The sequence below is a fragment of the Clostridium sp. genome, assembly GCF_036646415.1.
Lineage (GTDB): Bacteria > Bacillota > Clostridia > Clostridiales > Clostridiaceae > Clostridium_J.
The window spans coordinates 1-10,309 of the sequence record NZ_JAVXMF010000045.1; the positions used below are offsets into that span (position 1 = coordinate 1).

General features: G+C 29.4%; 8 protein-coding genes and 1 riboswitch. Of the genes, 2 read left to right on the plus strand and 6 right to left on the minus strand.

The genetic code is table 11. The features are described from left to right. Positions 1–367 precede the first annotated feature (367 nt). The gene (gene lysA / locus RSD37_RS16105) at positions 368–1,672 is read right to left on the minus strand and encodes a diaminopimelate decarboxylase (protein WP_346947754.1); all 1,305 of its coding nucleotides are present in this window, start codon (positions 1,670–1,672) and stop codon (positions 368–370) included. A gap of 141 nt (positions 1,673–1,813) precedes the next feature. Beyond that, a riboswitch (Lysine riboswitch) is annotated at positions 1,814–1,985 on the minus strand. A gap of 299 nt (positions 1,986–2,284) precedes the next feature. Here lysA and RSD37_RS16110 point away from each other — a divergent pair. Beyond that, entirely contained in the window at positions 2,285–2,782 is a 498-nt protein-coding gene (locus RSD37_RS16110; protein ID WP_346947755.1) for a flavodoxin, read from the plus strand. A 727-nt stretch (positions 2,783–3,509) separates the two neighbouring features. Next, entirely contained in the window at positions 3,510–3,665 is a 156-nt protein-coding gene (locus RSD37_RS16115) for a hypothetical protein (protein WP_346947756.1), read from the plus strand. A gap of 227 nt (positions 3,666–3,892) precedes the next feature. Here RSD37_RS16115 and RSD37_RS16120 read toward each other — a convergent pair whose 3' ends face one another. From RSD37_RS16120 to RSD37_RS16140, 5 genes are all read right to left on the minus strand, one after another. Continuing rightward, the gene (locus RSD37_RS16120) at positions 3,893–5,260 is read right to left on the minus strand and encodes an MATE family efflux transporter (protein ID WP_346947761.1); all 1,368 of its coding nucleotides are present in this window, start codon (positions 5,258–5,260) and stop codon (positions 3,893–3,895) included. A 360-nt stretch (positions 5,261–5,620) separates the two neighbouring features. Next, positions 5,621–6,940: an ABC transporter permease gene (locus RSD37_RS16125; RefSeq protein WP_346947757.1), complete on the minus strand. Its 1,320-nt coding sequence runs from the start codon at positions 6,938–6,940 to the stop codon at positions 5,621–5,623. Between the two features lie 7 nt (positions 6,941–6,947). Beyond that, positions 6,948–7,838 (minus strand): ATP-binding cassette domain-containing protein, encoded by an 891-nt coding sequence (locus tag RSD37_RS16130; protein WP_346947758.1) that lies wholly within the window; start codon positions 7,836–7,838, stop codon positions 6,948–6,950. A 373-nt stretch (positions 7,839–8,211) separates the two neighbouring features. Next, entirely contained in the window at positions 8,212–8,757 is a 546-nt protein-coding gene (locus tag RSD37_RS16135; protein ID WP_346947759.1) for a DUF5317 family protein, read from the minus strand. A gap of 2 nt (positions 8,758–8,759) precedes the next feature. Then, on the minus strand, positions 8,760–10,079 hold the full coding sequence (locus RSD37_RS16140) for an HD-GYP domain-containing protein (RefSeq protein WP_346947760.1): 1,320 nt from the start codon (positions 10,077–10,079) through the stop codon (positions 8,760–8,762). Positions 10,080–10,309 lie beyond the last annotated feature (230 nt).

Sequence of the window (10,309 nt, forward strand, 5' to 3'; positions counted from 1 at the left end):
AAACCTAAGATTATAAGACCTTGTAACTATGATGATGTTGATGTTTTTCATTTATTAAATATTTCATTACAATCATCTCCCATTAAACATAATTTATCACTTTATAAATTCTCTGTCAATAAGTTTCACCTTATTATGAAATTATATCAACTTATTTATATGTATTTTTTATATTTATCCACATTTTTTTAGCTGTAGTGGTTGATACTATTACAGCACATTATATATTAGCATTATCATAAATCTAAGAAGGAGTACCTCATGGTACCCCTTGTATAAAATTCTAACTATAGTTTTATAACTACTTTTACTTCAAATATATAAGGAAGCTGTTTCTTAATGAACCATCTATTGTTTCTAAATATTACTATACAATTCCTAAATCAAGTTCATTTCTTAACATATCTTCATAGGTTTCTCTTCTGCATATTAGTCTTGGCCCTAATTTACCCACTAAAACCACTGGTGCTTTAGGAATTTTATTATAATTACTACTCATAGAATAACAATATGCTCCTGTTGATAGAACTGCTAATATATCCCCTTGTTTAACTGTAGGAAGACTTATATCATTTATTAGAACATCCCCTGACTCGCAACACTTTCCTGAAATTGTCACCATAGTCTCCTCAATATTTTCCACATTGTTAGCAATTATGCCCTGATACTGTGCACTATATAATGATGGTCTTATATTATCAGTCATACCGCCATCCACTGACACATATTTTTTAATGTTAGGAATTTCTTTCATACCTCCAATCGTATATAGGGTTACTCCACTATTCCCAACAATACTTCTACCCGGCTCAATTATTATATTAGGAGTTTTCATCTGTAATTTTTCACTACATATGTCAACCTCTTTTAAAATTTCACCACAATACTCTTCAATAGTTTTTGGGTCATCTCCCTCCCCATAATATATACCAAAGCCTCCACCTAGATTTAGCTCAGTAATTGTAACATTGCAGTTATTATTAATAGTATTCATCAAACTCATCATGACTCTTACTGCTTCTCTATAAGGTTCAACATCAAAAATTTGCGATCCGATATGACAATGAACTCCTTTTAAATTAAGATTTTTTAATCCCTCAATTGATTTTACAACTCTAAAAATATTATCTTCTAGTAGCGTAAATCCAAATTTAGAATCAATTTGACCTGTTTTTATATATTCATGGGTATGTGCCTCTATTCCAGGAATTATTCTAAGCAAAATATCTTGAGTTACTCCATAAGACTCGCATACTCTATTAATATTTTCTATCTCCATTAAATTATCAACTATAAAAGTGCCTACCCCTGATTTGACTCCTAATTTTATCTCTTCAAGGGTTTTATTATTACCATGAAAATATACATTTTCCATAGGAAATCCACTTACTACTGCAGTATAAACCTCTCCTCCTGATACCACATCAAGGCATAATCCTTCATCCTTAATAACCTGTACAATAGCCTTTGTCAAGAAGGCTTTACCTGCATAAGCAACCTTGTTATTTACATTTGATTTCATTGCCTGAAGATATCTTCTACAGTTATCTCTAATCTGCTCTTCATCCATAACATACAGAGGAGTTCCAAATTTTTTCGTAAGTTCTATGGTATTAATTCCTCCAATAAAAAGACTATTGTTTCTAACATCCATTGTTCCAAATAAGTTCATAGTGATTTCTCCTTTCAGCTCCCCATTATAAGTTTATGAGGGTAGTATTAGTTTTGGTACATAATTTGAAAAATTAAAAAAGGCGGACAAAGGAACACCTTTATCACGCCCAAGTTTAAAACACTATGAACATAACAGGTGTTACTTTGTAGCTCTCCACTATTTTCATAGTGGCAGTCTAGTACATATTTTGCACTAACCCAGGAAATATCCTTGCCAGTTTATTTCCTTCGGCTTTTCTCCCCTTTCTCTTTGAATTAACGTGTGCCCACTCCTCAAAGATACTATTGGTAAAAGCTCCTCTACCCTAAATAACATCTAGTAATTATTAAATTTATAACATAATTTAGCTTTAAGTACATTAAAGAATTAATACTTTTAATTCTCTACTATATTTGTTTAGTTTTGTTTATAATACAATACTGAAGAAGTTATGTCAATCTTATAAATTTATTATATATTATTATAACGTATACAAGTTTTTTTATGTATAATTTCTAATCTAAAATCATGTTTATATATAATTTTAATATTATTTATACTTGAAATACCATATACTGTTATATATACTGTTATAAAATAAACTTTTACTTAAAAAAGGAGATGTTTCAAATGTCAAATTCTTTAGTTATATACTACTCACTTGATGGAAACTCAAAACTAATTGGAGAAGAAATTAAAAACACACTAAACTGTGATATATTAGAGCTAAAACCTATTAAGAACTTAAAGCCTAATAGCTTTAAACTATCTAAATATTTTTGGGGTGGTAAACAAGTTTTAATGAATGAAACCCCTAAGCTTAATCCTTACACTATAGATTTAAGCAAATATGATATCCTGTTTATTGGAAGTCCCATATGGGCTGGTACCTATGCACCTGCACTAAAAACCTTTTTTAGTGAAAATGAAATTGCAGGTAAAAATATAGGGTTATTTTGTTGTCATGGTGGCGGAAGTTCTAAGAAAATCTTTGAAAACTTTGAGAACAAATTAAAATTCAGTAATACAATCTTAGGTAAAATCGAATTTCAAGATCCATTAACTCGCTCCAAGGAAGAAAGTAAGTTAAGGGCTAGTGAGTGGGTTAATTCTCTAAATCTTAAGTAACAACTCTTTGTACTATGTACTATGTACTATGTACTATAGTAAATAAACTTAATTCTCCCTTGTCATTATCCTATGTAATAAATTTTAAAATTTATTACACTTAATTCAAACAAAATATTTTCAGTATAGATTAAAGTGAATTTCATTAATTTTCAAGGTGTATTTTTATTCTTATTTCAACTTTATACTTTCCCTTAGTTTTTGCTTTTCATTAAATATTAAAAATAATTGTTTAAAAAATGAATTGTGGGTAATAATAAAAATATACTTAATTAATATCTCCATATTAATTAATTTACCACCCAATTATGAAAAAACAGACTAGAACAAGTAGTACTCCTTCTTGTTCTAGTCTGTTTATTGTAATTATATATAATAACTTACTTATTTGCATTTAATATTTTTAACATCTTGATGATGTGTTCTAGTAAATCTAACCATAACATTACTTTTATATTATATTAAAATAATTACTTCAACTATTTCATACCATTTCCCTTATATGCTTATACAAGATAATATTTACCAGTATTATTTAATGTAAATAAGCAAATTCTAATAATGTTATCAAGTTATTCTTAGCTTGAAAGTGAGTTTTAATAAGAATACCTCACTCACGCTGAAACTTAGAAAAACTTACACAGAGTGGTATCCCTTCTTTGCTTAAGTCTAAAGAGGGTTAATCATTAGAACATCTAAACATGGAATAAATCAAGGAGGTGTTATCGTGTCAAAGGATTTTAGCGATCATAAAAATAAGAAAACTACAACTCTTAAATCTGACCCATCAAGTCCAAACTATCAGTCATGTGTTAAAAACAAGGCAACTGAACATACCCCTACTGGTGAAAAAGAGCCTTCAACAAATACAACACTTAGATAATACTTCAAACCTATAATTGGGATATTGAAACTTATGACTGTTTTTAAAATTAACTATGTTTTAATTATATTATATATTAAAACATAATTAGTTATTTTAATACAGCCCTTCATCAAATCAAAAAGAGATTACCTTTTAAACCATTATAATTTATCATAAGGTTTATAAAGTAATCTCTCTTTCATATAATTCTTTAGTTAAATCTATAATTATTATAGGTTATTATCTTAATCTCCAGTCTTAACATCTAAATCATTGTTAAGTGTTCTCTTATAAAATATAGCAAAACAAACTATAGTACTTAATGCTGCTAATATATCCGCCACCGGTTCTGCTGCAAGAACACCTTGAAGCTTAGCAGTGTCTCCTTCAACGAACATTGGAAGTATAAATATCAATGGAATTAATAAAATTATCTTTCTTAGCAATGCTAAGATAAGAGATATCTTAGCTTGACCAAGGGCAAGGAATGTTTGTTGGCAAGCCATCTGTGCTCCAAATAATAATATTCCTGAAAAGTATATTTTAATACTCCATGTTGTAATTGCCATAAGTCCTGGATCCTTGTTAAATATTCCTACGAATACTTCTGGGAATATCATAAGAGATGCCCACATAATTGTTGTATATGTTATACAACATATAATTAATAACTTAAATGTTTTCTTAACTCTATCTACTTGTTTCCCCCCATAGTTATAACTTATAATTGGTTGTGCTCCCTGAGATAATCCCATAAGTGGAAGCATTATTATTTGCATAATACTACTCATTATAGTCATAGCTCCTATAGCTAAATCTCCACCGTATAGTTTAAGTTGGTTATTTAAAGATATTAAAACTAAACTTTCTGTAGCCTGCATTATAAATGGCGATATTCCAAGAGCCATAATTCCAAGCATTACCTTAGGGTTTGGAATTATATATTTTTTTCTTATTTTAAGAATACTTTTCTTTCCGAACAAGAAGCATAAAACCCATATTGCTGATACTCCTTGAGCAATTATGGTAGCAAGTGCCGCTCCCTTAACTCCCATTCCAAATCCAAATATAAATACTGGGTCTAGGATAATATTAATAGCTGCTCCAACCATTACAGTAACCATACCTGTCTTTGCAAATCCCTGAGTATTTATAAAAGGGTTCATTCCAAGAGCTATTTGTACAAATATAGTTCCTACAAGATATATAGTTAAATAATCCTTAGCAAATCCTATAGTTTGATCACTAGCACCGAAGGCCCAAAGTATAGGTTCCTGGAATATTAATAATACAATAGTTAAACCAAGCCCAATTAAAACTAGTGTAGAAAAACTATTACTTACTATATTTTCTGCACCATCATTATCCTTCTCACCCATTTTTATTGCAGCAAGAGGAGCTCCTCCCATTCCAATTAAAGCACTAAATGCTGATATAATTATAATTATTGGAAAAGCAACTCCAACACCAGCCATAGCTAATTCTCCACTTGCCATTCTTCCAATAAATATTCTATCGACTATGTTATATAATACATTTACAAGTTGGGCAATAATAGCTGGAAGTGCTAACTTAAATAATAGACTTCCTACTTTATCCTTACCTAAATCCATGTTACTGTTTGACACTTAATCATCTCCCTATTTAATTCGACATAACAACAACGGTTAATCCATGTTATTTTAATAATTTACTGTGACTATAATGTTTTTAGTCACTTAATGTATAATTATACTACTTCTTATAAAATTAATAAACTTAAATTTAAATTCTTAACAAAACCTTTAAATTTCATATTTAATAACCCATTATGTATTTCTTAATATACCTATGGCATACTACCTATATTTCTTCTACATTAATCTCAGTTTAAACTAAAAAACATAAATTTCTCCCATAAGTCCTATGAAATAATTTATAAAACAAAAATGATAAAATTATTCATCTTATCATTTCTGTTTAATTAAATCTAATTACTTTTCGTTTCCAAAAATTGAGAATAAATCTTTTATCTTTAATCTATTACCAGTGTGTAATATTACCACTGAGTACACTCTAGCTGTAAATAATGTTAATACTACAATAGTTGCAATAAGTATTAATAACGATATTAACATTGCTCCAGCCCCTATAGTTCCTGATAAAATCATTGATGGAATATAGAATGGTGATGAGAACGGCATATAGGTTGCTATTTTTGCTACAATAGAACCATTAGCCATTATTGCTGCATATGCAATATAGAATCCTATTATTGATATAAAAGACACTGGCATTATTGCTGTGTTTAAATCTTCTAATTTACTTATTGTCGCTCCAACTAATGCATTTAACACTGCATATAATACATATCCTAAAATAAAGAATAGTATAATTAAAATTACTTGTAATACAGGTATTTTACCAAGAACTCCTGCTATGTCAAATATATTGGCAGAAGTATCTATGAATCTTTTAACTATAGCTCCACTTCCTACAAAGGATATAAATGCGGTAAGTAAAAGTGATGCAAATTGAGTTATTGCTAAGAATCCCATACCTACACATTTACCAACCACAAGCTCCATAGGCTTTGTTGAAGTAAGTAATAATTCCATTACTCTTGAAGTTTTTTCTGCAACTATAGAACTTGCAACCCAATATCCATAGAAGTAAATTATATAAAAAAGTAGTATGCATGCAACCATAGGGAATACCATTTTTATAATCATATCCTCAAAAGTATCATTTTCTTCCCCGGCCGCAATAACCCTGGTATTAATTGGACTTGATACCTTTCCTACATTTTCAGGAGATATACCTTCATTTAATAATCTTCCTTCATTTAAATTCCTTGATATAATTTCTGCTAAAACATTTCCGTCATCTGATGACACGATATCACTATTAGATGGTGTAATTACCTCTACATAATATCCCATCTCTTCATTACTTATAGATACAAGAACCATATTTTCCTCTGTGGTATCAAGTTTCTCAATTAAAGCAGCTCTTGACTCTTCTGCTTTTTCAAATTTAAGATTTGGAAATACAGCCTTAAGTCCTGGTGCTAAATCTATATTCAAGTCTGAATCATCCATATAGTAAGCAGTGCCTATACCAATCTCTGCTTCACCATTAGCCGATGATCCACCATCTTTAGCATCATCTTTTCCCGTAAATGCTGGAATAAAATTAATTAAAGATGTTAATATAAGCACTAGGGCTAATATGATTGCAGTAGAAATCTTGAAGGCCTTGCCCTTGACCTGCTGAACTACAGTAAACTTAGTAACCTTCCAAAAATTACTCATATTCATGCTACTCACCTACCTTTTCTATAAATATTTCATGAAGAGTTGGCTCTCTAAGTTCAAATCTTATAACAGGTATATTTTTATTTATTATTTCTTTTAATAACTTTGTAGCTTCTTCCTCACTAGTGACATTTAATTCTATGAAGTCTTGATTTTCATTTAATATTTTCATGTTAAAATCTTTAATTAAATTATCAATGTTTCCTTCACACTTTAGTAATAAGTGATTTCTTCCATAAGACTTTTTAATTGTATTCAAGTTACCATTAAGCACAGTTTTCCCCTTGTTAAGTATGACAAGATTCTCACAGAACTCCTCTATAGTACTCATTTGATGACTTGACATTATTATATATTTGCCCTTTTCAATCTCTTCCTGGATTACTTCTTTAAATAAATCAGTATTTACAGGATCAAGGCCACTTAGAGGTTCGTCCAAAATTAAAATATCTGGATTTGATATTAGCGCTGCTATAAATTGAATCTTTTGCTGATTGCCCTTTGAAAGTTGCTCTGCCCTCTTATTTTTATATTCTGTAGCTTCTAACCTCTCAAGCCAGTAATCGATACTTTTCAAAGCATCCTTACGAGACATTCCTTTAAGTTCTCCAAAATATACAAGCTGATCTATAATTGTAAATTTAGAATAAATCCCTCTCTCCTCAGCTAAATATCCTGTAGAAACCTTCTTAGAATTATATGTCTCATCATTCCAAGTAATAGTTCCATTATCCTTCTTTAACATTCCTAACATCATTCTTATAGTTGTGGTCTTACCAGCTCCATTAGTTCCTAGCAATCCAAAAACTCCAGGCTTTTCTATAGAAAAACTTAGATCATCAACTACAATCTTATCTCCATAACTCTTAACTAAATTATTTACCTTTAATGACATGTGTTCATCCCCTCTCACCTTAATATATATCTTAAAATACTATCGCATCTTAATTTAAATTTCTCTGTTAACCCTTAACGATATTTACATCAATTTAACACTCTCCGGTTTTTACATGAATACTCCATTTTAATATTTTACCGCTTTAAATGTATATTAGAAATTTATTTATCATATTCCATATTATAGTATACCATATATTTTCACCTTACCTCAATGAAGTAATTTCAATAACTTTGCTTTCTTAAGTTTGAATAATTTCCTTACAAATAAAAAAGAGCAAGATAATTAACTTTTTCATCTTACTCCTTATTTCTTATTTAATTTTATCTTCTTATCCTTTAAATCCATTATTCCACATTTAATAAAATTCTTAGTTATTATAATGTTCCTTATTGGATTTCATTCCTTTTATTATTATTCCCATGACCCCAATGGCTAACACAATGTCACCAACACTTGCAATTCCACCATATCTCCAAAACTTATAGGGTAAAATATCAGCCAAAAGCTTGAAATTAGTTTCACTAGTTAAAATAGAATATAATCCTTTTGTGTCAACGCTTCCATTAACACCTAAACAATTCATAGCCCATGTGCCTATTGGCATAGTACAACTATTACCAAATATAACTATGATATTGAGGAGAAACCCTAATCCAACTATTAAAATCATTTTATCTTTTCTATTAACAAATATAAAACTCATTATAAGTCCATACATAGTTATATTAATAAAATATGTAAGTCCCCCGAATTCTAACATTCCATTTTCAAGGAAAATCTTCATTATAAACTCTAATAAAAACCCAATTATTATAAGATACACGGATTTAAATCTTAATTCACTTAGATTCTCTAAGCTACCTTTTGATAAATATCCTATTATAACTGCAAGAACTATTGCAAATAAAAACATAATTATCCTCCACAGGTAACTTTAACCTGTTCCTGACTACTAGCTAATTTTATTTTTTCATCTCTTTTAAGAATATTTAAATAAACTTCTGCTATTTTAGGATGGAATTGAGTCCCTGAATACTTTTCTATTTCATCCATTACCACATTCATTGGCAGACCTTTTCTATATGGTCTGTCTGATACCATTGCATCTACAGTATCAGCTAACTGAACTATATATACATTGAGTGGAAGTTCATCTCCCTTTTTACCATCTGGATAACCCTTTCCATCATACCTTTCATGGTGATTTCGTACTATTTGATGAACATAATTAATATTCTTTATTTCTTTTATTATGTTTAAACCTATTTGCGGATGCTGTTTTATTGTATTAAACTCTTCATCTGTTAACTTTCCTGGTTTATTTAGTATATTATCACTAATTCCTATCTTACCGACATCATGAAGCATAGCTGCCACATTTAACTGATCAATTTGCCATTGATTATATTTTAACTCCTTAGCAATCTTAGTAGATATTTCAGCAACTCTTCTAGAATGCCCTTCAGTATATCGATCTCTTGCCTCTACTGCGTTCATTAAGACTTCTACTGTCTCAATGAATTGGGATTTGGAATTTGAATAAAGTATAAGAGTATACCTAATTAATGCTATAGGAAATACGATAGATACCATACCTAAATATGTGTATTTATAGTAAATAATTGCAACAAATACCCCTATTGGTATCATCACAATGGAATTTAATATTCCTAGTCTAAAATTATTCCCGAAGCAAAACAAGAACTTTTTATCAGTCATTATAGACATTAATCTAGATATTATTAACACATTAACTACAAGATATATAAGTGCAAATATTATAATGGGAAGTATATTTATATATATATCTGAAATATTAAACGTTCCACCGAAGAAATTGTAAAAGTAATTTCCCATAACTAAGGGTAAGATCAAAGCACAACAATTAAATGCTGTACCGTATATTGGGGTATTAAATATATGCTGATACTTATTATCTCCTACCTTAATTATCCTACATAAAAACCCTGATACAGTTATAACTATACAGTTAAAAGGTCCAAATAAAATATAGGATGCTAATGTTATAGCAAAACTAGTGCTAAATGATATATTTTTAACCGCTACTGTAAACGATTCCGTGAAAAAAGTTAAAGCAATAAATAAAATAATAGCACCATAGTTATATATATTAAATGATATAACTCCACTAGACATTGATAATATTAATAAGGTTACCGTTATCATATATACTGTAATCAAAAAAAACTTTTGTTTCGATGGTAAACCCTTCATTTTTAGTCCTCCTAAATATATTTAAGGCCGATTAGTTTGTTATGTTACCTTTTTATTAATTACCATATCCAAGTAATACTTGATCCACCAGCCATTGCTAAAGCAAGTAAAGCTATTAAAGCAGGCATAACTTTTTTCATGTTTTTCATGTTAAAATTCCCCCTCACATGTAAATTAACAACGATCCGCTAAAAATCTGTCATAATTTCCACTCCGCTAAGGGAAAGATT